Here is a 23318-nt window from a genome sequence, read left to right as displayed (position 1 = left end):
GCGGCTCGATTTATCGCGCGGGTTTTATCCAACGATGGCATGCTCGAAACAAACCTGCCATCTGTGAACAAATAATTCCTCCGCCAACCTAACCACAACGCTTTGCCGTCATCTACATTAAAACTATTCTGTGACGTGGATTTCCGTTCTGGCATAAATTGCGCCGTTACGGTTGGCATCTTGCCTGCAAAGTGAGTGAAAAATGACTCTGCGTGTTAATCAAAGCTCCGGGTGGCGACGGCCCAACCGCTGGGATGTGCTTGCGTTTCCGCTTATCCTTTGCCTTATCGCCTTATTCGCTCTCGATTTTCATCAAACCCTGCAACCCGTCAGCACCCTCACAAGCGAGCCGATAACCTTAGATCCGGCTAACCTGGCTGAATATGCCATGCGCACCTCGTTGCGCATGCTGGTGGCGATGCTGGCGTCGCTGGTCTTCACCTTAATCTACGGCACCCTGGCGGCCAAGAGTCGACGGGCGGAGAAAATTCTGATCCCTGCCTTAGATATTCTGCAATCAGTCCCGGTGCTGGGTTATGTCTCTTTTACCGTGGCCTTTTTTATCGCCCTGTTTCCCGGCCGCATATTGGGGATGGAACTGGCGGCAATCTTCGCCATCTTCACCAGCCAGGCGTGGAATATGACCTTCAGCTTTTATCAATCGCTTCGCACGCTCCCGCGCGATCTGGTTGAGGTTTCACGCGGTTTCCAGCTCACGGCCTGGCAGCGTTTCTGGAAACTCGAAGTCCCCTATGCCATGCCGGGATTGATCTGGAATATGATGGTATCGATGTCCGGTGGCTGGTTCTTTATTGTGGCGTCCGAGGTGATCATTGTCGGCAGCACCTCGGTTAGTTTGCCGGGGTTGGGATCGTATCTGGCGCTGGCCATTGATCAGAAAAATCTCACTGCCGTGGGGTGGGTATTGCTGACCATGATTGTCGTGATATTCATCTATGATCAGCTGTTATTCCGTCCACTGGTGGCCTGGTCAGATAAGTTTCAGATGGGCACGACCCGCGCCGCCATACAACCCTCCTCGTGGGTGCTTGATCTGCTGCGGCGCACCCGGCTGGTGCATCGTTTGCTACAACGCGCAGGTGGGATATTTGCGACGGCGGCGCGTGTCTCGTGGCGCTTACCCTCATCGACACGGCATCAGCCACCACGGACCGCCAGCAAAGATGTTATCTGGAATCTGCTGGTCATCGCCCTCACCGTTGCCGTGACGGCACGCGTCATCTATGACATCCATGATGACCTTACGCTGCGTGAAGTGGGGCATGTGTTGCTGCTGGGGATGATCACCCTGCTGCGTGTGGTGTTGATGATCCTGCTCTCCTCGCTGATCTGGCTGCCGCTGGGGGTGATGATTGGTCTGCGGCCGTCGCTGGCCGAGAAAGTCCAGCCGGTGCTGCAATTTCTTGCCGCTTTCCCTGCCAATCTCCTGTTTCCCTTTTTTGTCATCGTCATCGTGCATTTCCACCTTAACCCGGATATCTGGCTGTCGCCGTTGATTGTCCTTGGCACCCAGTGGTACATCCTGTTCAACGTGGTGGCTGGCTGTACCGCGTTTCCCCATGACTACCTTGAAGCAGCACGCAATTTTCATATTCGGGGTTGGCAGTGGTGGCGGCAGGTCATTCTGCCGGGCATTTTGCCGTTTTACGTAACGGGGGCAATTACCGCGTTTGGTGGTGCGTGGAACGCCAGTATCGTTGCCGAATATGTGCAATGGGGCGAGACGCAACTGACTGCGCATGGCATCGGAGCCTGGATTGCGCAGACCACAGCCGCGGGGGACTTTCCACGCATTATCCTCGGCATTGCGGTGATGGCGTTGTTTGTCACGCTCAGCAATCGGCTGATCTGGCGTCCTGTCTATGATTGGGTGGCAGGCAGTGGGAGAGAATAATGAAGATGAAACCCATTGATCTTTTATCGGTGAGTGACGTCAGCCACGGGTTTACAAAGGCGCAGGGGCAGGTGTTGATTCTTGATCAGGTCAACCTCGCGCTGCATGAAAATGAAGTGGTGGGCTTGCTGGGGCGCTCGGGGTCGGGCAAATCCACCCTGTTGCGCATCATCGCCGGGTTGATTAGCCCAACCGGAGGGGAAGTGCAGTATCAGGGAGCACCGCTGCGTGAACCTGCGCAGGGCATCGCGATGGTATTTCAGACGTTTGCCTTGTTTCCGTGGCTGACGGTGATGCAAAACGTGGAGGCGGGGTTGGAAGCGCAGGGCATTGCTGCGGCCGAACGCAGACGACGCGCACTGGCGGCGATTGACCTGATCGGTCTTGATGGTTTTGAAAATGCCTATCCGCGCGAGTTGTCGGGCGGCATGCGTCAGCGCGTGGGGATTGCTCGCGCGCTGGTGGTCAATCCGGTGCTGTTACTGATGGATGAACCTTTTTCGGCGTTAGACGTATTAACCGCAGAAAACCTGCGCAGTGACCTTATCTCCCTGTGGCGCAGCGGTCAGATGCCGATCAAATCGGTGCTGCTGGTCACGCACAATATTGAAGAAGCGGTGTTTATGTGCGACCGCATTCTGATCCTCTCCTCCAACCCCGGTAAAGTGATTGCCGAGGTGGCGGTGCCGTTCAACCACCCGCGTGACCGCCTCGATCCGCAGTTCCGCCGTCTGGTGGATAACGTCTATGGCAAGATGACCGCCCGGCTGGCTCACGGTATGGATCGAAAAGGGCTTACGCTTGGTAGTCGCCTGCCGCGCGTCTCCACCAACCTGATGGCCGGCTTGATCGAGACGCTGGTGCAGGCGCCTTATCATGGCCGCGCGGATATGCCAGACATTGCGCGTGCCCAACTGCTGGAGGTGGATGAGTTATTCCCGGTAGCCGAAGCGTTGCAGGCGCTCGGTTTTGTCGAAATGCAGGAGGGGGACATTTTCCTTACACCGCAGGGACGTATCTTTGCGGAGTCTGATACGCAACGCCGTAAAATGGTGTTTGCCGAGCAGGCGTTGCGGTATATCCCTCTGATTGCCTTGATGAAAGCGGAACTGGATGAACGTTCCGATCACCGCGTCACGCGCGCCTGGTTTGAACAGGTGCTGGAGAAAGATCTCTCCGATAATGCCGGCCGCCAAACGCTGGATACCGCTATCCAGTGGGGGCGTTTTGGCGAGATCTTCTCGTATAACGATCAAACCGCGATGTTTAGCCTGGAGGATGTGGAGGGGTAATCCAGCGACTAACTTAACCGCGGTTATCATGGCTACCGTTCGGGCGGCGCTGCTTCAACTGGCTCTGTTTTCACTTGATTATCTTGAAGATAGCTTTTCCCATAATCAATCAGCAGTTGGTCATCAGGATAAATGTCTTTGACAGGGAAATAAAATATCAATTGATTATCGTATTTCACCGCGACCAAATTGTTTTCACCAATGGATGCTGCGTCACCTAATTTACCTGTATTGATATTGGTTAAGATATTTCCACTCAAGTAGCCATTAATTGCTTTGCTTTTGGCGACATCCCAGGAATGAGAGGCTTGCCGGTGGGATCCTAGCTGGCGTAACGATGCTTGAATTTGCTCTGGTGTGTCTTCACCAATCCCAGCATAGGCACCCACGACTTTATATTTCGACCATATATCTGTGCCATGATAGAAAACACCTTGTCCGAGATTAATAATTTCCCCTTCTGTATTCTCAATGGAGATGTTTCTGATTTCAAAATTGTTCTCTAAAATATCACCTTGGTTATTTTCATTGATAATAATGCTATCCATTTCCCTCTTCATGATCTTTTTCAATTCAATCATTTGTTTATAAGGCATGTCGTTGAAATGACGATGGAGTTCACCCCACCATACTTTTTTGTTTTTTAATTGTCGGTAGCTGGTTATACCCAGCCACTTCATGGTAAGGCTTTGGCGAGGATTTTTGGGATCACGAATAATTGGCAGATTATTGTCTATGTTCCTGCCGCCATCCGGCGAAGTCAGTTCTGCCGTTATTTGACCCTCTTCATCCAAAACCAGAAGATTTATTGCCCCCTTACCGGTCGGTATGCTTTCAGACTTCACCGCCAGTGCCTCAATCGCGATAGTAAGATCGACAGGGTCGACACCATAATACTGCGCCAGTTGGGGTGGCGTAATATCGAGCCAATCCGGTTGGTCTTTATTATTGCGATATAACATGGCCACTTTATTTGCGGTGAGAGTGTCATCATTCGGAAGCTCGCGAACGCGTTCGACCTGCTCTGGTGTCATTTTGCCGGTAAGGCGCATTTTTTCTTTGTGAAGATTGCCATAGTTTAGTTTTTGGCGCACAGCCAGCTGTTTCAGGCTGATCTTCGGCCACTCCGGCAGGTCACGTTTTTCCAGATAAAATTTGGCAACATCCTTCTCGGTCATGTCAGCATTTTCCAGCAAAAGAGGGTTGAGATAATCGCTTTGCACCTTATTCATGCCGGGGGTTTCTCCCAGCAAAATGGCGTCTGTTACGTCGGCCAGCAAGACATTTTTTTCTCTGGCTAACTGCGCCACGCTGATATTCGGCCATTCTGGTTTTTCGAACCTGTCGAGGTAAAACTTCGCCAGCGATTGTGGGTTCGCGTTAATGACAAACTGTGCAAGAAATTGCCGTTGTTCGCTATTCAGCGGTGTTGTCTGCTGCCAAAGCAGATCATGACCAAACTGGTACGGGTCGAGATTATACTTATGCACCAGATGTCGCTGGAAAATATGGTTATCATTCAGGATACGCTGGTTGTTGTGATAAATCTTCGCTGCTCTTAGCGTTGTCATCGGGGCGGCTGGCGCAGGATTGCCATACGCCGTCTCCTGCTTAACTAAGCCATCCAGCACCGCGTTCTGCACCGAGTCGAGTGATAAATCAGTGGGTTCCAGCGCGGCCTGCAATTTGAAGGTTGCTTTATGGTAATAATTTCCCAGGATACTAAAGGGCGTACCAGGCCAGTCCGGCAGATAGTAATTTTCCTGGATTTGATGTTGGATCATTTCCAGCGACTCCTGGCGATATGCAGAGGGTATTTTGTCGTTAAAATAGTTTTTCTCGTAGCTGGTATATTTATCGGGCCTGATACGTTGTTTGGCTTCCTGTAATGTCTTCAGGTCATAACCATAGAAACGCGCGTGCATCGACTCGTCGATTTTATGCTCGCTCAGCAAGCCCCCTTTTTGGAATGACATTTCTGCTACATCATCAATATGTGCGCCCTCTAATGGCAATATCTCTTTTAGAATATCTTTATATTCATTTTCCCGCTTTACCAGACCGATGGTCTGTTTCATCTTGCTATAGGTAAAACCATAATATTTCGCCAGCATTGGCCGGGTAATATGCCTTTTTGTCAACTCCTCTTTTTCGTTATATGCCAATGTGGCAACATCCAATGCGTCAACCGTCTCATCCTCTTTAGCTGACTTCGGCAATTTACTGTTGAGCCAGGTTATATCTTCTGGTTTCAACTTAAGTAGTTGGCCGTTTACCGCTACCCGTGCATTAACAATTACGCGAGCGGAATAACCATAATGTTTGCCAAGACTGCCATAGCTAATGCCGTTATCCTTTAGATACTTTTCTTCATTTAGTGTAAATTTCGCCACATCTTCCGCTGACCGCGCTTTGCCAAACTTATCAAGCAATGGCAGCTTTATCGCCAGCTCCGCTTTGATGGTGTCGGGCAGATCGGGTATGGCCGCCATTTTGGCAGCGTTAATCATGTCTTTTTCGTTTAAACCAAAATAGCTCAGTACCTTATCCCGCGTCATTTCCTCGGGTAAAGGGCGTTCTAATAGTTGCCGTACTGCTTCAGCGCGCCCTTTACCTTCTGGAATGTTTTGCGCAATGAGCCAATTGATCTCTGAGGGGGGTAAGACCCGCGGCTTTTTTGCTACCCGGACACCACCAGGCAGCCTGAACCTTTGGCTATCGGGACCAATCAATTTTTCAGTCTGAATAAAACCTCGGGTTCGCTTAAGAAAACGGCAGGTTTTTCTGCCGCTGCGACGTTGCTCAGCACTGCCCATCGGCAGATACGCCGTGGTGAGCTGGCTATCACTCTCGTCGCTGAGGTAGATCTTCTCATAGGGTTGGTTCGCATCGGGCTGAAGCTCGTTCAGCTCGGAAACCGATAATCGCACCAATTTTGTGCCCTCCAGTTTGAAACCTTGATCGACCCGCAGCAGCGGTTTTCCTGTACTGGCATCAAACTTCGGCACTTCATACCAGTCATCGTTTTTGATCACCTGGATGTCCCCAATGCGGATACCCTGCTCATCGGTTAACCTCACGTACAACCAACCGTCATTGATATCGCGATAGAGATTAGATGGCGCATGCGGCTGCACCACCTTTTGCAGACGCGCATTAAGGCGGGTTTCGGTCGGAGTCATAAGGCGTAGCTTGCCACCGTCGCTAAGAAAGTATTGTGGCGCATAACCTGCTGGCATTTTGCGTGCATACAAATCAGCAAATTGTCGTACCGGGATGGGATGTCCGATCTGCGCGTCGTTGACCCACAGCGCCGTGCTTTGCCTGTGCGCATAGAGATTACGGAAACCCTCTTCCGGCATGGTCTTCAATTGTTTTTCAATGAAGTTCTGCTCCATCACTCTCTGAAAATCTTCCATACCTTGTGGCTTTGGCGCACCATTGCCACGCGCGTTGGTCGGTACCTCGGTTAACGCACGCATATCTGCGATCGACTGGCCAAGAGCATTGCTCTCTTCCCTGGTTAACTGTTGGTTCAGCATCACTTTCCCACCCAACATCATCGATAAGTGCATGGCATTGGTTAAGGCACTGAGGGGAGGACTCATGCCGAAGGCGAATTGCAAGGTGATATCGGCCACCTTGGCAAACCACCCGAGTGCGGTGTGCGGCAGTGGCCAGTTGCCGGTGATCAGTGCGTTACCGAGAATTTCCTGCGCGTTGGCATCACCCCTGGCGGCACGGATGGTCATAGCGGTTGTTTCAAACGGGTTGGTTATCATGTTGCTGAAGTAATTTAGTACGATGCCCATTTCCTCACGGCCGGTCAGTGACGGTCGTGTCGCCAGATCGTTTGAAGAAGAAAGCACAACATACTGGCCGGGTAACGTCTCCGTGGTAATTCTATTGGTCACCGCCTGCGGCTGCTCACGCCACACCACCGGTACCGGATCCCGCACTCCCATCGGGTCGGTAATTGCTGGCCACATCACCACCTGATAACAGGGGACATCGCGTGCGAAGGGGACTTTATAACCCGCAATCACCAGCGTCGATGGTGGCAGGGTGTCTCTGGCAGCCAGCGGCGTTACGCCATAGCTATTACGTTGCCCTAACAAACGGATTAAGTCCTGCTGGTGCTCAAGCGTGGCGTTGGTGCGCCATTGTCCATTTGCTTCACGTACCAATTCTAACGGTGGCAATCTCAGCGGTTTATAGCGCTGGCGGGTTGCGTCGGTCATCACCGCAGGCAGTGTCTGCGCATGCGCATCAGCGTAGTATTTACCGTTCTCCATCCGTACCGGATACGCGATACTGTTCACGGGTGCCCATATGTTATCGCCATTACGAATCAGCCCGTCTCCATTCCGGGAGGTGGAGCCGGTAATCCTGCCGGTCGCGGCATAATGTTTTGCTAAAAACTGCGCAAAAAAAGGATCGTCTGGTGCCAGATGGAAAGGGCCGTCCTTTTCTTTTCTGATCTCGAGCGGCGGCTCTCCTTCTTGCGTCAGTGCCATTGGCAGGATGACTTTCACCACCAGCGGTTGGTAGCTGACAGCGTAAAGGCGGCTTCCCGCATCGCCTCTCAATTTGATATTGAAAACGCCCGATGATGTGGCCGAAGCCAGAGGCTTGTCCTGCGTGCCGTTTAGCGGCAACTCGCCTGGCGGCAAGGCGTAGTCTTTTAACGTTACAGATGCATGTTGCTCAAAGCTTAGTTTACCGTTCTCCCAGGTCAGCCTGTGGGATGGTTGAGCGGGGGCGGGTGTAGTCGCGGTGGTACGTCTGTTCTGCTGCTGGAGCTCCAGCGCCATTCGCATCGCTGCTTTTTCTTCCGGGCTGATCGTCTCGGTTTCCGGCGTGTCGCTGGCCATGACGCCGAACAGATTAAGCGGTTGATTAAAAAAGGTGACAACGGTGTGATCAATGGAATGCAATACGTCGGTTAGCCCAGCACCTATTTGCTGCACGTTGATACCGGGCCAAACCTCGGGGGCTGAGACTGCGGTGGCTGGAGGAACCACAACATGACTAACGGGGTCGGGCCGGATCGGACAGATTTCCTGGGACGCAGTGCCGGGCATAGGGATCGGGCGGGAAGATTTGGCAAACAAGACCACCTGGGGGAGGAGGGTGCGGGGCTCTCGCGGGTCTAAGCTGATAACGGTGTCTCGTTTTGTTAACGGATTCTCATTGCTGATCCACACCAACAGATCACCTTCATGGGTTTCAACCTGGAAGGCTTCCACACCGGGGGCAATCTGCGTACTGTTGTTGGCGTTCAGCGCCAGCGGCAGGTCTTGCGGGCAGGTGTTGAGAAGCAGACAAATTTCTTGTTTGCCGCTGAGTCGCAATGTGTCCCCCGCAAAGGGGGTGAGCTTCAGGGCGCCCGGTAAGAAGATATCCGCTGGCGGGTCAAAATTCATAAAACGGTCATCTTCCACGGGGTCATGGTGGTCATCACTTTGCCACGTTGGTGTTGCACCAGGTGCGTTGGCTACGGGTTGCCATTGTTGTATTCGCTCGTCTGCTGCCCGACTGATATAGGGGAGCGTTTCTGCCACCAGCACCAGTAGCCCATTATGCTGCGGAAATTGCGGGTCGATACCTTCCCGACCAAGTAGTAACCGCGCGAACCGGGCCACGGAATAACACATTGGGGCCGCCGTACCCGCCAGTTCCGTTTGCAGCAGCGCCACGCAACTCGCATGCGAGGTATTAAGCACGCGTATTTTGGCGTCCTGAAAGGAAACAGGCAGGCTAAGGGCATGTAGCGTTCTGATCATGGGGTCGAACAGTATCCGGCAAGGCAGAGCCAGACTATTTTTCAGGCGAACAATCTGACCAGTCAGTTGCGATGAGGCAGCGCCGACAATGCGCACCGGTGCAGCACACCAGGTGGATAGTGTTGTTAAGGGTTCCATTGGCACTCCTTGCCCTGGAAATGAGAGAAGGTGCACTGCCCGACGCAGTGCCATGCAAAAAAACACGACGCAGATCAGCATGACCTCGCATCGTGTTTTACGGGCTAAACCGTACGGGATATTCTCAAGATTTCTGTATCGACCGGAGCAAGATAATCACATTGTCTGGTCACCGACTGACCAGCATCTTTAAATCTGTAATACGCCGTTGCTTTTATATTTTCGGATACCATCCGGTTTTGTGCGCATTTTTTTTGGTCACTTTCGACAGAGCGCGGGATCGCCTCGAAGTCCATTTTTTTTAACAGAGTAAACTTATATGGCGAGACGCCTGAAGAGTTAACTTCCCTGGCCATCTTGTTATGACTTTGAACTATTTTTTTTCTTATACGGAACATTTTGTCCTTATGGTCGATTTCCTTAATTTTTTGTCGCTGTATTTTCGTATCAATCACCGCTGCCAGCGGCGTATCGCTATTTTCAATCTCTAACGTTACATTATAAGCATGTTCACATGTTTCCTTAATAATGGCATTCGAACTGTTTAACGTCTGGATGTTCTGCGCGCGATCCTCACTGGATACCCTGTTCTTCTCTGACTGCTGCGCATAATTCTCTTTATTTTTCAACAGTTCCCTACAGCGACGTTTCTGTTCTCTCTTTTCGTTGTTCTGCTGATTTTCTATTCCGGCACGAATAGCTGCACCCGATTTGTCATTAAGTTGAGAAACAGACTTTGGCAGGGCATGGATGGATTGCATAATCATAGAAACATTGTTCACACCGGTAGTTGGCATGAGATGAGGGGTAGGGCTTTGGTTAAACAGTGTAAAAGAGAGAGCGTGATTTACAGCGAGTGGCTGGGTGGTTGTGAGCATATTGGGCATCAGAGACTCCTGAGTTAAGCGAGATTCGGCTGAGAGGAATGGGACAGTTTTATATTCGGCAGATAAATCAGCAGAATATATTTTTTCGCCATCAACCCTACGACACATGAGGGGTAAATTTCCTGAATTTTCTCTGAATTTTAATTCTAAAGTGTTATTAATGCTGCGAACCAGGTATGCGTTGAAATACGAACCGGATATCGCTTTATTTCCCTTTCCGTAATCCTCTGACAATCGCTGCCTGTAATTCGGATGCTGACACCGCGCGAATAAATACCGAGGTATTATGCATTGTCGCACCCTGCACGGGCATGACGATGACGGTTGGCAAGTTGCTCAGTTGTAGCCTCCTGGCCAGCAAGGCACTGCTGCTCAACACGCGTCGCGCCTGGGTGATTGCCTGCTTCTCCGGCACGGCGATGTGCATTGCTTTCACTACCCGTGCGATATCCTCCACCTCGACCTTGCCCTGCTGTTGCGCCATGCTAAACAACGTCAGATGATACTGCTGCCATACCGCGTCCCCCTGTTGTTGCCACAACGCCACAGCGATTGCTGAGGCCGTCTCTGACACGGACCAGCCAGCACCGGCCATCGGCCAGTCACGAAAGACAAAACGGACCTGTGGGAAATCGTGCATCATTTGCGCGATGACTGCGTCCATCTTTCCGCAGGGCAGGCAGCGATAATCGTAAAAGGCTATCACTATGACGGCCGCGCCATCCGGGCCAGTATGGGGGGCGCTGCTGTTTTCCAGTAATGCCTTTCGTTGTGTAATCACCCGGCGTGTCAGGTCAGAGATTTGGTCATTTTCACGTTGCATCTGTTGCGCCTGCCACTTGCGTGCAAGCTGATCGAGGATTTCAGGGTGGGCGAGCAGATATTCACGGACGATCTTGCCAATTTGCTCTTGCTGCTCTGGGCTAAAAGTAGGCTTATTGCTGGCGACGGCGGGTAACAGCCCCAGCACAGCGAAGATGATCAGCGCAGCCACCCGCCCTTTATTTCTTTGCCGCTGTGGGTGCGTTGGTTTTGAGATACACCACATAACGTGTCCCCATGACTTTCCCGTCGCCCAGCCACACGTCGTCATACAGGTTCAACCGGGCGTTACCGTAGGCAAAGGTATAATAGAAGCCGTTGGCCCTGCCGTTGGCGACATAATCACTCAGCACGAAATTGCCTTTGAACGTCTGACTGACAAAACCCGCTGCCTGACGTTCAAAATCCTGTCGCAATACCTTTTGGTAACTGTCGAGGTTCCCGAATACCTCGCCCTGATGCGCGGCCAGCAAACCCGCCAGCGCATTGACTGTCACCAATGCCAGTGGGGTCAAACGCAGCAGTTTGTCACTGAGTTGAGGGTCGTTGGCCTGAATTCCGGCGCCCTCCACCAATGCCCCTTCGGTAAAAAACGTTGAGGCGACAAAGGCAGCACAGGCGGTGATCAGCGACTGCTGGCTGGCGGTGGCGAGGAAGCGAAATCCGCTGTCGTTGGGTGCCAGTTGTGCCACCTGGATGCCTTTGTTGGTGAAGAAGGCGTCGAGCTGCGCCTGACTTTGCTGACCGCTCGCATACAGGCAGACTTGATCCATAATCACCTTATTGCGTTTGCCATCGAATAACGGCACCAGCGAGCTGATCATTTGCTGAATGACGGGCAGGGCAGAGATCTCAACATTATGCGCCTCTGCGCCCGCTGCCTGACTGACACTCCCCTGTAGCATCAGGGGCAGGGCAAGGACCCCGGGATATAACCATTTTCTCATGGCGTTACCATTGATAGCCGACACCCAGTGAAACACCGAAATCGCTCTCATTGTTGCCTGAACCCTGTAATTTGGTGATCCATCTGCCGTTACCGGAAATCGCCGAAACTCCGACGGCGATAGCTGATTTGTCTTCATAACCGCTCACCGCCACGCTGACCAGGCTGGAAGCCGGTTCCCAGGCTTGTGGTAGCCCGGCCATCGCCATGGCTGACGCGACACCCGCCGTCAGTTTGTCATCCAGCTTGTCGACGCGGTTATTGATGTTACGGAATGATTGGTTATTGGCTGCCTGCACCTGATTCAACTGGTAAACGTTGACGGCGTCGGTGTCGTTCACCCCGGCGGCGACATTGGTGATGCGGCGTTCATTGCCCGGTGCGCCCACCGACACGGTGTTGGCTTCACTGGCAACCGAGTTTGCGCCTAGCGCAACCGAATTACTGGCGGTGACGCTGCTGAACGCACCGAACGCGGCGCTGTTATCCCCCGAAGCGATCGCGCCGTTGCCGGCCACGGTGCTGTTGGCCCCGCTGGCGAGGGTATCGTTGCCCAGCGCGGTGCTATTGACGCCGGTACTGCGTGCGTTGCTGCCGACAGCGGCTGCGTTGCTGCCACTGGCGGTGGCGATGCCTGAAGCATTAACCGCCAGTTGATCGATATTACGTGGCTCAATTTGTAACGCTTTGATTTGCCGTACCGTCACCGCATCATCATCCGCCACGCCATCGCTGAGCCCGGTCAGGGTACGCGTGCCCGCATCGCCGGTAATATCCACGGTATGGCCGCCGGTCTCGCTGGCCACATTGACCGTACCCTGGTTCGGCTCTTGTTTTACCAGGCTGTCGCCCAGGTTATTGATGCTTTGATAGATATCACTGATATTGTTGGTATTTTGTGACACCTGCTGATTGGTGGCAAACAGTTGGCTGCCGTTCACCGCTTCGTTGCTGCTGGCCGTCACCGCACCGTTTGCCACGCCGGTCAGACGGCGGCTACCCTCCGTACCGGCAATATTCACTTCTGACCCGCCGGTTGCGGCGGCAACGGTCACAGTGCTGCTGCCAGATGCCTGACGAACCAGCCCCAGCGCACCGGTATTCACGTTATTTATCAGGTTACTAATATTGGATGTGTTGCTGGTGGTGGCGGTGTCGAGTGCGCTAAGGGCGTCGCCGACATTATTCCTCACGCTACCCTGAATGTTGTAGCCGGGCTGCACCAGATTACCATTACCATCCACTGCGGAGCCGCCGCCCAACGCACTGGCGAGATTCTGGTTCGCCGCATAGAGTTGGGAGCCATTAATCGCCTGGGTGCTGGTGGCATTCACTTCACCAACGCCCACGCCGAGCAGCGTACGTGCGCCGTTGTTACCGGCAAAAGAGACGCTATCGCCGCCGGTGTGGGCTGCCACGGTAATCAGGCCATTCGGATCAGGCTGAAGTACCAACCCGGCATTGCCGGAAGCGATGTTGGAATCCAGTGCCAGCAGCGCATCGCCGACATTATGGTAATCGGTGGTGGTGCTGGTCAGAGAGTAGGTGGGTGCGTTCACGCTGCCGTTCGCGGCTACCGTCGCCCCGCCGCCGAGGGCGGCAGCAATGCTTTGGCTGGACGCGAACAGCTGGCTGCCGTTGATCGCCTGGGTGCTCCCCGCAGCCACCGTGCCATTCGCGACGCCAATCAACTGGCGGCTGCCTGCGCTGCCAGTAAAGTCAACCTGGGTACCGGCAGTGTCCTTGCCGACCGTGATGGGGTCGGTATCTGAATCTTGCTGCACCAGGCCGATGTCACCGGAGTTGAGGGTATTGGCGATACTGTCAATCGCCAGATTGCTGGCAAAAAGTTGGGATCCGTTGACGGCATCGGTGCTGGCGTCGCTAAGGCGTCCGGCGGCGACGTTGGTAATGGTACGTTTGATTGCTGCCGAGCCGACGCTGAGGTTGCTGGAGGGAACATCTCCGGCAAAGTTAAAATGCTGGTTCGCGATGGTGGCGGAAGAGGTTCCCACAAGGGGGCCGGTAATGGATCCTGTACCGATCGCCACGTCACCCTCGCTATTGGCTACAGCCCCGGCACCGATTGCCACCGCATTGTTACCGGTAGCGACTGAGTCGGTACCTGCCGCGCCGGAATTGGCGTGGAAATAGCGGGTGCCGGTATTTGCCAGATTGGTGATGTTATTGTTCACCGTGCCGATACCGTTATCCAGCGCGCTAAGCGCATTACCGACGGTGTTATAACTGCCTCCGCCGCTGTTGGGTAAGGTGTATAACGGAGCGGTGACGCTGCCATCCGTGTCCACGGACGCCCCGCCACCAAGCGCAGTGGCGACACTCTGGCTGGCGGCATACAGCTGAGAACCGTTGATTGCCTGGGTGCTGGTTTCATTCACCTCACCGGAAGCCACGCCCAGCAGGGTGCGCGCGCCGCTGTTACCGGCAAAGGACACGCTGTTGCCGCCGGTCTGGGCGCCGACGGTGATCAGATCATTGGGGTCGGGCTGCTGTACCAGACCGATGCCGCCGTTGTTGATGGAGCTGGACAGCGAGTCGATCGCCTGGTTGCTGGCAAACAGCTGAGAGCCGTTAACCGCGTCGGTGCTGGAGGCGCTGAGGCGTCCGGCAGCGACGTTGGTCAGGGTGCGCTCACTGCCTGCCGCGCCGATGCTGACGGTGCTGGCCGGTGCCGCACCGGCGAAAGTATGGTTCACCCCGGCGATAAGGGTGGAGGGTGTTGCCACGGCAGCGGCAGTGACAGAATTTGCCCCGAGTGCCACATCCCCCGCGTTTCCCGCCGAGGCGGCTGCGCCGATAGCAACGGCATCGGTACCGGAAGCGCTGGAGTCGGTGCCCGCCGCGCCGGAGTTAGCGTGGAAATAACGGGTGCCGCCGGTGGTGAGGTTATTCACCGTGGTACCGAGGTTGTTGAGGTTGCTGTTGGTGGTGCCGAGTCCGGAGTCCAGCGCGCTGAGGGCGCTGCCAACGTTGTTGTAAGTCGTACCGGTCGTACTCAGGGGGTAGGCCGGCGTGGAGAGACTGCCGTCCCCTCCCACGGTCACTCCCCCTCCCAGCGCGGCGGCGGCGGTGTGTGCGGTGTTGTACAACTGGCCGCCGTTCACCGCTTCGTTGCTGTTCTGTGCCACCGTACCGGGGGCGACGCCGCTCATGACGCGGTCGCCATCGGTACCGGTAAAGTTAACCTCACCGCCGTTCGTGGATGCGCCGACGGTGATGGGTTCACCGGAACCAGCCTGCTGGACGAGGCCGATCTCACCCGATGTTATGGTGTCGGAGAGGGTGTTAATCGCCTCGTTGCTGGCAAACAGCTGGGAACCGTTAACCGCGTCGGTGCTGGAGGCGCTGAGCCGTCCGGCGGCGAGATTGGTCAGGGTACGTTCGCTGCCTGCCGCGCCGATGCTGACGGTACTGCCGGGATTCACCCCGGCGAAGTTGTAAACGGTGCCAGCAATATTTGCCTGCTGTGTCGCCACCACCGCAGCGGTGGTGGCATTGGCTCCCAGTGCCACCGAATTATTATTGGCTGCGCTGGCGGCCGCGCCAATGGCAACAGCATTGGTACCCAAGGCGGTGGAGTCGGTACTGGTCGAGTTGGCGTGGAAATAACGAGTACCATTGGCGATGGTATTGTTGACCGTTGTGGTGAGGCTACTGAGGCTGCTGTTAGTCGTGCCCAGCCCGGTATCCAGCGCGCTGAGGGCACTGCCGACGTTGGTAAAAGGCCCACCGATGGTATTGGGTAAGTTATACGATAGCCCGGAAATAACACCATTTGCGCCGACCGTCGCGCTACCGCCAAATGCGGTGGCGATACTTTGACTGGTACTGAACAACTGACCGCCATTTACGGCTTGGGTGCTGCCCGAGGCTACGCTGCCGTTGGCAACACCGAGCAACTGGCGATTTCCAGCAGAGCCGGCAAAAGATACCGTCGTGGTGCCTGCCGAGGCACCGACGGTGATGCTGCTTCCCGTTACCTTAACCGGCCCTGCTACTCCAGTATCAAGAGCCACCAGTGCACTGCCTACCTGGGGGTAATTGCTGCCGGAGAGGTTGTAGGTTGGCGTTGTTACCACACCGGTTGAAGCATTAACTGAACCATTGGTTGTCCCGGTGCCGCCACCCAGCGCGGTCAAAACCGAGGATAACTGGCTGATGTTGACGGCATCGGTCGTCGCTGTCCCTGCGGCAAGATTGGTCAGTTGACGTTGTTGAGTCGCAGAACCGATGGAAACGGTGTAAGCACGGGTGTTTGTAGATCCATCACCCAGTGCCAAACTGTTATTGGCGCTGACATTGGATGTGGTGCCTATCGCTATAGAGTTCGTTCCCGTTGAATTACTTGCATCTCCTATTGAAATACTTCCTGCTTGGGTAGCGCTCGAGTGGCCGAAGGCAATACTATAACTGCCACTGGCAGTTGCTCCATTACCGATTGCCATAGCATCTGTGCCGCTTGCCAGAGTGATTCCACCAAAGGAACCGTTACTCCCGATCGCCAGCCCTCCCTGAGCTTGTACAATAGCTTTTGGGCCATAAGCGACGAACTGAGTGGGGTTCAGGGTCGTAGGTGTATATGTCCCTTCATCTAATACGCCCGCCTGTGAGCCTCCTGCAATAACAAGAAAAAGTGTTAACAACAACAGGGATGGGGCTATCGGTGAAGAGTTTATAGCAAGATTTATCAGGCAGTTATTTTTCACTAACTCACCTACAACCACCCAACATTGTCGTGCCATGCTCCACACGCATTTATAGATCTTGTTCATGGTTTTTACCCACGTAAATAATCGGATGCCGGGTAATCCGCTTACTTATAAAGTCAACCTTATACCTGCTGTCGATTGCTAACAGGGGAGCAGGAAGGGGAATGTTAGTTGTTGTGCAATTGGCATGTATTGTTGCGTTAATTATGTGTCCTGGTGTGAATTGATGCCATACAGGAGTGAAAATATTTTAAACGTAGCGGAGGGGGAATTTAAAATAATTAATGATTGTTGTCTTATGCAAGGTGGTGTTTTTCCATGTCGTTTTGTGATGCGTGTCGCTTAAATGGAATTAAAGGTAAAAAACATGAAATAAAATGCATTTGCGCAAAGAAAGCGAGCCGTGAATATGCACTTAAAAACGGAGGGGTATAACATTGACATGAGGTTTTAAAACCGAATCTTAAGCGTATTGGTAATTTTTCAGGTGAAGTGGTTTTTAGATTTCGTTAATTTATTTTATCATTTCTTTGTGAAAGACATTGCAATCCTCATGTGGCACGTTATTCTGCAATGGTTTTGCGGCATCATTACGACGGAAAATGTAGACACGTTAAAAGATCGCGGCCTCGCTTAATATTGCATACGGCGCAAAACGAAAATTTATACACTCCAGGAGTAAAGCCAACCCATGCCTTACATTTCTGCCAGGTATTTCACCTACACTTCTGGGCAGCATCATTTGAAACTCGATAAAAAACAAGGAAGTCAAAAAAAGCATGATGATTTTCTAAAGGCACTGGCTCATCAACGCGGTTTACATTCGGGAAATGTCGCGAAGCATTTACTCGCCAAAGCGATTGTTCATGTTGCTACCACGATGATAATTATGGGTGAGACTTATGCCACATCCGTGGGGAATGCAGAAAAGCGCAGGTTAGAAAATAATATTCAGATGCTTGGCGCCCGCTCTCATCAGAATAACGTCGTCAGCGCTGTGAAAAGTGAAATAGCAAGACAGAGTGCAGGTGAAAAGGCCGCTAAACCCGAACGTCGTTCGGCTCCGGCCACTTCCGCTGACCAGATACTGGCATTACATACGTCAGCGTCGTTACGGCCACGACCAGTCAGATCGGTCCCGTTGCGTTCAATGCCAGCAGACACCACGACGACAATGCCCATTCAAACCGATGATGTAAAAAAAGTCGAACTGCCGCGTTTTGTAATAAAAAAAATTGACTCCTTAAACGATGCACTTATCAGCATAGGTAAAGGTGGGGCACACCCCTTCCAATCCCTGATGGATATGGGTAGCGATATTTATAGCATCATAAGTTATAAGGAAGTTAATCGGGATACCCGGAGTTTATTGAACCAGATCGCTGGCATTATTGATGATATCACTGCGTTGATTCCTGACGTTAATTTAACCCGTTTCCCTTTCAAATTAACAGAGCTAATGACAAAGCGCGATGCACTGCCGACGGCGGATGAATTAACCGGGCTGTTGAACGATGTCCATGTGCTGAAAAGCTATTTCAGTCAGGAGACGTTTCACACCACGCAGGCGAAGCCACAGAAGGGCGCAAAAACCGGCACCCTCAGCGTCACTGACCATAACGGCAAATCGCACACCTTGCCGGTGAGCTGGTATAAAAACATAAATCAGGATGCCCGGCCTCCCGAAGAAGGTGAATGGAAGATCCCATTAAGAAACTATCGTGCCAGTAAAAAAGAGATGTTTATTGAACGAGATAACGGTTTATACAGTTCAATGGATAACCAGGACTTTATCAAGTTGAAAAAGAATTATTATCCAGTTGAGTTTCTCAAGGGGCACCCGGACAATGCTTTTATTATTAACACTGAAGAACAGGCTACCATTCCTGTTGAGCGTGTAGCAGGAAGTTCAACTGAATGGCGCGTGGTATTCGGCATGCGCAGTAGCAAAAATAAACCGGATACCACGGATATTCAGTGGGAGCATCGACTGGCTTCTGCTGCCTCGGCGCATACGCTGGAGTTGGCTAAACCCGATATGATTACCGGTATCGCAACCATTGAAGGTGAACAATATATCAGGGGGAATTATGGTGTCTATAAAATCGAATACAATAACGACATCAAATCCTATGTCGTGAAAACCGGCGATGGACTGGACTATCCCGTCACCTATAATAAAAACACCTTTACATGGGAAACAAAAATAGTTAATTTTCAGCCGCATCGTTTGACATCGAGCTATTTTAAACGTCTTGATAATCGCTTAAAAAAGTCAGTAATTAAACAAGAGCTAAGAAGAAGGAACCGAAGCGACAGGCTGCGCTATCCGGTCCAGGCAGGTGAGATGATCAAATTCCAGGGGATAGATTATATTTTCGAGGCTGATGGTTTCACCGAGTTGCGCTCGGTTAATTATGACAAATATGTCAAAGTGATGCGGGGAATAAAAGGTGCAGAGCAAGAGATTAAGTTTGCGCTGGAGGCGATTGCCAAACCTCATAATTCACAGGTGAGAAAAGTGATCAGCGAACATTTTGCTATTGCCGAATCGTCTATCACCCCAAAATTAATTAATGAAGTAAAGAATAACCTGATGGCGCTACAATCTGGGATCTTATGGCTTCGTCGTAGCGAGTACAGCATCATGACGCTTAATAATTTGCCAGGTGTAAGAGGGCGATATGATGGCAGCTACATTCCAGAATATAATAAAATCGTTATTTATGATGAGGCCCTTAAAGAAGGAAAAAAGGCGATTGAGCATGTTTTTAAGCATGAGCTGGGTCATCACAGTATTCTCGATTTGAAACGCCCTTTCAGGACAGCGACAGATGGGATGTACCGCCCACGAGGTCGTGGAGAGAATATTCATAAGAGCATCACCAGGGAGGAGCGCAGTGGCGTGACCTATGACGATGGCGGCGAGAGTTTTATGCGAAGTATGAAAGCCAGCAATTTGGATGAGGCCTGGGAAACCTATGAGAATAATGAGGTGTTAAGAATAAATATGGAGCTGTATAACCCGGACTCGGTTTCAGATCTGACGACGGGGCTGGCAAAAGTGATTCATCCCAAAGATATTCCCGCGGGTGACAGAAGGAAAAAAAGGGACCGCATGTTAGGTGGGGAGTAATCATGCCCGGTGTAGCAGAACGATTTATCGCGCTGCCAGACGCATATTTTTAATCCTCGCAGATTAAAAAAACGGATCAGATAAAGCTTTTGGCGAAACTGTTCCGGGATAAACATAATAAATAGCCCTCTTCCTGCCGCGCAATTCTGAACCCGGACGGCGGTTAGTTTTGCCGCCTACCGGGCAATCATTCATACCTACCATCACCGATGTTCAGACCGCTTGAGCCGTGTCTCACCCCGCGCCATTTTCTCTTCCTTGATACCAAAATAGCGTACCACTTTACGTAAATCCTCGGCATCGGATTGGTGACGTGCTTTCTCCTTCTGATACTGTTCGGCTTCGGTCTCCAGTTGCAGGATATTACGTCGCATGGCCGCCTCCAGCAGACGGACATCATAGACTTCCTGGGTCACGACCACCTGTTGCAGTGTGAGATGCAGCATGGCCTGATCAATACTGAGCGACGCCTGCTTACGCACCTGTTCATTTTCAGCAATCTGGGTTTCAAGCCGGGCGATGTTTTTTTGTGTCTCCTCAAGTTTGGCCAGACATTGTATTTTACGACGGCGGTTGAGTTCGCCGAGCTTAGAAAAAAGCGTGTGCGACATGTAGCATTTTCTCCAGAGTAGTTTCCGGCGCTTCACTTTCAGCAGAGGCCTGCTGGAGGAAGCCCATGAGTTTGGCTTTCTGCTCAATCACTTTATCGGTGAAATCATCATGACCGGTTTGGTATTCCCCTAACTCCAGCAGCAGTTGCACTTCATCCAGCCGTTGTAATGCGCGGCGGATTATGCCCGCAATTTCCTGTTGTTGCGGTGAGGTAATACGGGAAAACAGGCGACTCAGGCTGTTCAGAACATCAATGGCAGGGTAGTGGTTGGCGGCGGCAAGTTTGCTGGAAAGGTAGATATGGCCATCAAGTATCGAACGAACCTCCTCACCGATGGCATCATGCCCGTGTTGTGATTCGAGCAAAATAGTAAAGAAGGCTGTGATCATGCCATGATCTTTGCCACAACCGGCGCGTTCCAGCAAACGAGGCAATTCGGCAAAAACCGAGGCGGGAAACCCGGAGGATGCCGCAGGTTCCCCGGCGGCAAATCCGACTTCGCGCAGAGCGCGTGCATAGCGAGTGATCGAGTCCATTAACAGCAGCACTTCGCAGCCGGCATCACGGAAATATTCGGCAATGGTCATCGCCACCAGCGCGGCGTTTTTCCTTTCTATTGGCGGGGCATCGGAGGTGGCGTACACCAACACCGTTTTTGCGCGCTGCTGGGGATGCAACCCATGCTGGATAAAATCCTGTACTTCGCGGCCACGTTCTCCAATCAATGCAATAACAATGATTTCAGCGCTGTCGCGCTGCAACAGCGCCTGAAGTAGCGATGATTTCCCGGCACCCGCAGGCGCAAAAATACCGACACGTTGGCCTTTACTACAGGTCATCAGGCCATCTATTGCCCGCACGCCGGTGAAAAAGGGCTGATTAATCGGCCTGCGTCGCAGCGGGTCCACAACCTGACTTTCAACTGTGCGTAGTTGCGGGGAGAAGCGCGGCTGAGTGACTGGCTTGTCTGCCACCATGCGGGCGCAGAGTTCACCGACACCATTATAAATGCCGCCAAGGCTTTTCTCGCTAACCTCAACACATAATGGGCGTCCGGTTGGAAACACCTGAGAGCGCCCGTTCAGCCCTTGCCCATCGTCGAACAAACTTACAATGGCGCAGCCAGGTTTAAAACCAATCACCTGGCCACGTCGCCATGTTTCCGCGCGGGCATCGGCATGAATCAGGCAAATCTCGCCCAGCCTGACGTGTGGCAGTGGCACTTCCATAATGCCCCCAAGCACTTTCAGCGGGCGGGCATAATGCTCAATAAAGTTAAGCATGGTGACGGCTTACCCTAACCGACTGAAACGATCTTGCAGGCGGGTGCAGAGCAGAAAAAAACTTTCGAGCAGTGACTCAAAGCCGTCTTCCTGTTCGAAACAATTCTCATCGACCAGCGCTTTCAGCTCATAACCTTCATCGCCATGCCCCAGCACCGGTTGCCCGGTAATGACGGATGGCAGCGCCTCTTGTAATTCCAGCCATAACTCGGTTCCCCAGGCATCTAACGTGTCACGGTTCATCCACGTCAGACGACTCCATAACCATACGCGTTCATCAATCAGCGATAAGAACATGCTCGGAATATTTTCCAGACCGATTTCAATGGTGGAGTGGGAATCAAATTGAAACTCTTCGCCTTTATAGCCCATTTTATCTAACGAACGACGTAGCATCTCTGCGAGATCAAATTGCATTTTCTTTCCTTATTCCTGGCTGCGCGATCGATCGCGCAAGGTTGGTTTTACAATAAATTTAGCGGGCGAAAAGGCGTTAACTACTGCGTATATCCATTTTGCCGGACAAGCCAGAGCGGAAATAAAACGGCTGTGCGCTGTAATACTGCTCAACACATGACTGGATATCTCCGGGTAGTGAGCTTTTCACCTGAATTGACTGTCCGGAGGTGTACCAGGTGACCTGCACCGACGTTTCATCAGACCAGCGGTAATAAACCCGTGGCAGCATGCAGCGAAGAATCAGACGCTGAATTTGTGCGGTCATTAGCTGGTCGTTGGCGTGATTGCCAGGTTCGTCCACAGTGGACTCAGGAGATGAACAGGCTGAAAGTAACACGCAACATAAGAAAGCCATAAAAAGAGTCTTTATCATTGGATATCTTTTATTTTCAGTTTGTTCGATTATTCGCCGCACAATTATAAATAACTGTCATTAAATCAATCTGATATTACCCTGATAATTACGCCTGCGGACTTGTGGCACCTGTCTGAAAATTTAGTATGGCGCGTTATATCCCGCAAAAGTCAGCCGATATTATGCAACCGAGAAAATTAACCCTGTTTATGGCAATTGAGGGGCCAGTAATTAAAGCCGCCAATGCGCCACGTCCGGCGTTGGAAGATGCACTGGACCAATTCAAGCGTTATCTCTCCCGTCAACGCCGTCACCAGGACAAACAGGCGGAGGAACGCTTTCAGAAAGCATTTGAACAGGGGAAGAGTGAAGGCTTCCGCCAGGTACTGGCGCAGGTGCCGGAAACGCTGTCACAACAGCAGCAACTGATGGAGAACTGGCTGAGCTGGCTCAAAACGGAGCTGGAACAGCGGCTGCCTGGCCTGCTGATGACACCGCTGGTCCTTGATAACTTTATTAAGACGTTAACGCGGGAATTCACCATCACGGAAGCCACGCTCTGGTTGCCGCGTAATGTTGCGGAAGAAGCGGGGTCGCTCGAACAACGTTGCCGGGCGTTGGGCATCTCGCGGTTTAACATCAAAATCCACGAGCAAACACAGCAGTTTCGGTTGGAGGCGGGGCCAATGGTATGGGTGTTTGATGCCCGTAAGCAGGTGATGCAGCAAGTGGTATGGCAACTCGGTAAACCTGAGCAGCAACAATACTGATATCACGAACCGTAGCGGTGCGATTTATCGCGCTGCTACAGGAAAATAAGCTTCTGATTATGCGAGAAAACATTCAAATAATCAGCTTAATTTCAGACTCTCATAATTTAATCGCGGGATTATCACTCCGTGTATATAGCCCGTTTTCTCAATCATCGGAACAATCCTAATACCTTGTCGTAACGC

At 52.2% G+C, this 23318-nt stretch carries 13 protein-coding genes; 4 read left to right on the top strand and 9 right to left on the bottom strand.

All coding sequences use genetic code 11. The annotated features are described in order from the left end of the window. Positions 1-202 precede the first annotated feature (202 nt). Both AC6I8T_RS24950 and AC6I8T_RS24945 read left to right on the top strand, forming a co-directional pair. Positions 203-1915, top strand: a complete 1713-nt coding sequence (locus tag AC6I8T_RS24950) for an ABC transporter permease (RefSeq protein ID WP_497834719.1) — start codon at positions 203-205, stop codon at positions 1913-1915. Further along, the gene (locus AC6I8T_RS24945; protein ID WP_497834718.1) at positions 1915-3207 is read left to right on the top strand and encodes an ABC transporter ATP-binding protein; all 1293 of its coding nucleotides are present in this window, start codon (positions 1915-1917) and stop codon (positions 3205-3207) included. Before AC6I8T_RS24950 ends, AC6I8T_RS24945 begins: the two co-directional genes overlap by 1 nt. Positions 3208-3239: 32 nt before the next feature. Here the strand turns inward: AC6I8T_RS24945 and AC6I8T_RS24940 are convergent, their stop codons facing one another. The 5 genes from AC6I8T_RS24940 to AC6I8T_RS24920 form a co-directional block, all read right to left on the bottom strand. Then, the gene (locus tag AC6I8T_RS24940) at positions 3240-9131 is read right to left on the bottom strand and encodes an SET domain-containing protein (RefSeq protein WP_497834717.1); all 5892 of its coding nucleotides are present in this window, start codon (positions 9129-9131) and stop codon (positions 3240-3242) included. Positions 9132-9235: 104 nt separating this feature from the next. Beyond that, positions 9236-10018, bottom strand: coding sequence for a hypothetical protein (locus AC6I8T_RS24935; RefSeq protein ID WP_497834716.1), 783 nt, complete (start codon positions 10016-10018; stop codon positions 9236-9238). 205 nt (positions 10019-10223) lie between these two features. Beyond that, positions 10224-11012: a DsbA family protein gene (locus AC6I8T_RS24930; protein ID WP_497834715.1), complete on the bottom strand. Its 789-nt coding sequence runs from the start codon at positions 11010-11012 to the stop codon at positions 10224-10226. A gap of 7 nt (positions 11013-11019) precedes the next feature. Then, positions 11020-11787, bottom strand: a complete 768-nt coding sequence (locus AC6I8T_RS24925) for a hypothetical protein (RefSeq protein ID WP_497834714.1) — start codon at positions 11785-11787, stop codon at positions 11020-11022. A gap of 4 nt (positions 11788-11791) precedes the next feature. Then, entirely contained in the window at positions 11792-16579 is a 4788-nt protein-coding gene (locus AC6I8T_RS24920) for a YadA-like family protein (RefSeq protein WP_497834713.1), read from the bottom strand. A 628-nt stretch (positions 16580-17207) separates the two neighbouring features. Between AC6I8T_RS24920 and AC6I8T_RS24915 the strand changes: the two genes are divergently transcribed. Next, positions 17208-19652, top strand: a complete 2445-nt coding sequence (locus AC6I8T_RS24915) for a hypothetical protein (protein WP_497834712.1) — start codon at positions 17208-17210, stop codon at positions 19650-19652. Between the two features lie 203 nt (positions 19653-19855). Here the strand turns inward: AC6I8T_RS24915 and AC6I8T_RS24910 are convergent, their stop codons facing one another. The 4 genes from AC6I8T_RS24910 to AC6I8T_RS24895 all read right to left on the bottom strand — a co-directional run bounded on the left by AC6I8T_RS24910 (position 19856) and on the right by AC6I8T_RS24895 (position 22308). Further along, positions 19856-20263, bottom strand: a complete 408-nt coding sequence (locus tag AC6I8T_RS24910; protein ID WP_497834711.1) for a hypothetical protein — start codon at positions 20261-20263, stop codon at positions 19856-19858. Continuing rightward, positions 20241-21548 carry a FliI/YscN family ATPase gene (locus tag AC6I8T_RS24905; RefSeq protein WP_497834710.1) on the bottom strand — a complete coding sequence of 436 codons (1308 nt, stop codon included), beginning with the start codon at positions 21546-21548 and terminating at the stop codon, positions 20241-20243. The genes AC6I8T_RS24910 and AC6I8T_RS24905 overlap by 23 nt, the downstream gene beginning before the upstream one ends. Positions 21549-21557: 9 nt before the next feature. Then, positions 21558-21965 carry an InvB/SpaK family type III secretion system chaperone gene (locus AC6I8T_RS24900; protein WP_497834709.1) on the bottom strand — a complete coding sequence of 136 codons (408 nt, stop codon included), beginning with the start codon at positions 21963-21965 and terminating at the stop codon, positions 21558-21560. A gap of 76 nt (positions 21966-22041) precedes the next feature. Beyond that, entirely contained in the window at positions 22042-22308 is a 267-nt protein-coding gene (locus AC6I8T_RS24895; protein WP_497834708.1) for a hypothetical protein, read from the bottom strand. A 200-nt stretch (positions 22309-22508) separates the two neighbouring features. Between AC6I8T_RS24895 and AC6I8T_RS24890 the strand changes: the two genes are divergently transcribed. Beyond that, entirely contained in the window at positions 22509-23132 is a 624-nt protein-coding gene (locus AC6I8T_RS24890) for a hypothetical protein (protein WP_497834707.1), read from the top strand. Positions 23133-23318 lie beyond the last annotated feature (186 nt).

The sequence above is a fragment of the Pantoea sp. X-Soil-OKNW-556 genome (assembly GCF_059730695.1).
This window is presented reverse-complemented; position numbering and strand designations above follow the sequence as displayed.